Raw genomic sequence first — 658 nt, 5'->3', positions numbered from 1 at the left:
AACAGTGGCCACAGCGGCAGTGACCACGGCTCGAGCCATTCCGGCAACACGGCGTCATCCGGTCGCAGCGGCACGCATTCTGAACCCGGCGACGACCATGGTGTGCATCGGTCCGGAGAGATCGGGGATGACCACGGCGTGCATCGCGCTGGAGAGATCGGGGATGACCACGGTGTGCATCGCGCTGGTGAAATCGGCGACGACCATGGCGTACATCGTGCCGGTGAAATCGGTGATGACCATGGCCTGCATGCAGCCGGCCAACCGGGCGATGATCGCGGTGTGCATGTCGGCGGCGAGCCTGGCGATGACAAGCGCGCCAACTAAATCACTTTGAAATGCCCTACCCCTGTGGGAGCGGGCTTGCTCGCGAAAACGTCAGGTCCGTCACTCCTGTATTGACTGACCCACCGCTTTCGCGAGCAAGCCCGCTCCCACAATTTTTTGTAGCGCCTACAAAACGCCTTTTGTCTGATCCAGCCGCTCGCGCAAAAACTCGATCAACGCCTGCACCGGCCGCGACGCCTGGCGATGCTGCGGGTACACCGCCGACAACGTCAGCGGCTCCGGCCGAAACTCGTCCAGCACCGGCACCAGCCGACCATCCTTCAACGCCGCGCCAACGATGAACGTCGGCAGATAGGTAATCCCCATCCCC

Annotated in this window: 1 protein-coding gene and 1 pseudogene; one reads left to right on the top strand and one right to left on the bottom strand. The window is 62.6% G+C overall.

Translation table 11 applies throughout. From position 1 onward, the window contains the following. A pseudogene (locus tag CAF76_RS28950) lies at window positions 1-327 on the top strand (hypothetical protein); the annotation flags it as partial. Window positions 328-453: 126 nt separating this feature from the next. Here CAF76_RS28950 and CAF76_RS28305 read toward each other — a convergent pair. Then, a partial coding sequence (locus CAF76_RS28305) for a LysR substrate-binding domain-containing protein (protein WP_256579673.1) occupies window positions 454-658 on the bottom strand: 205 nt, incomplete at its 5' end.

This window comes from Pseudomonas sp. B40(2017) (genome assembly GCF_002112855.1).
Classification (GTDB): Bacteria; Pseudomonadota; Gammaproteobacteria; order Pseudomonadales; family Pseudomonadaceae; genus Aquipseudomonas; species Aquipseudomonas pharyngis.
This window is presented reverse-complemented; position numbering and strand designations above follow the sequence as displayed.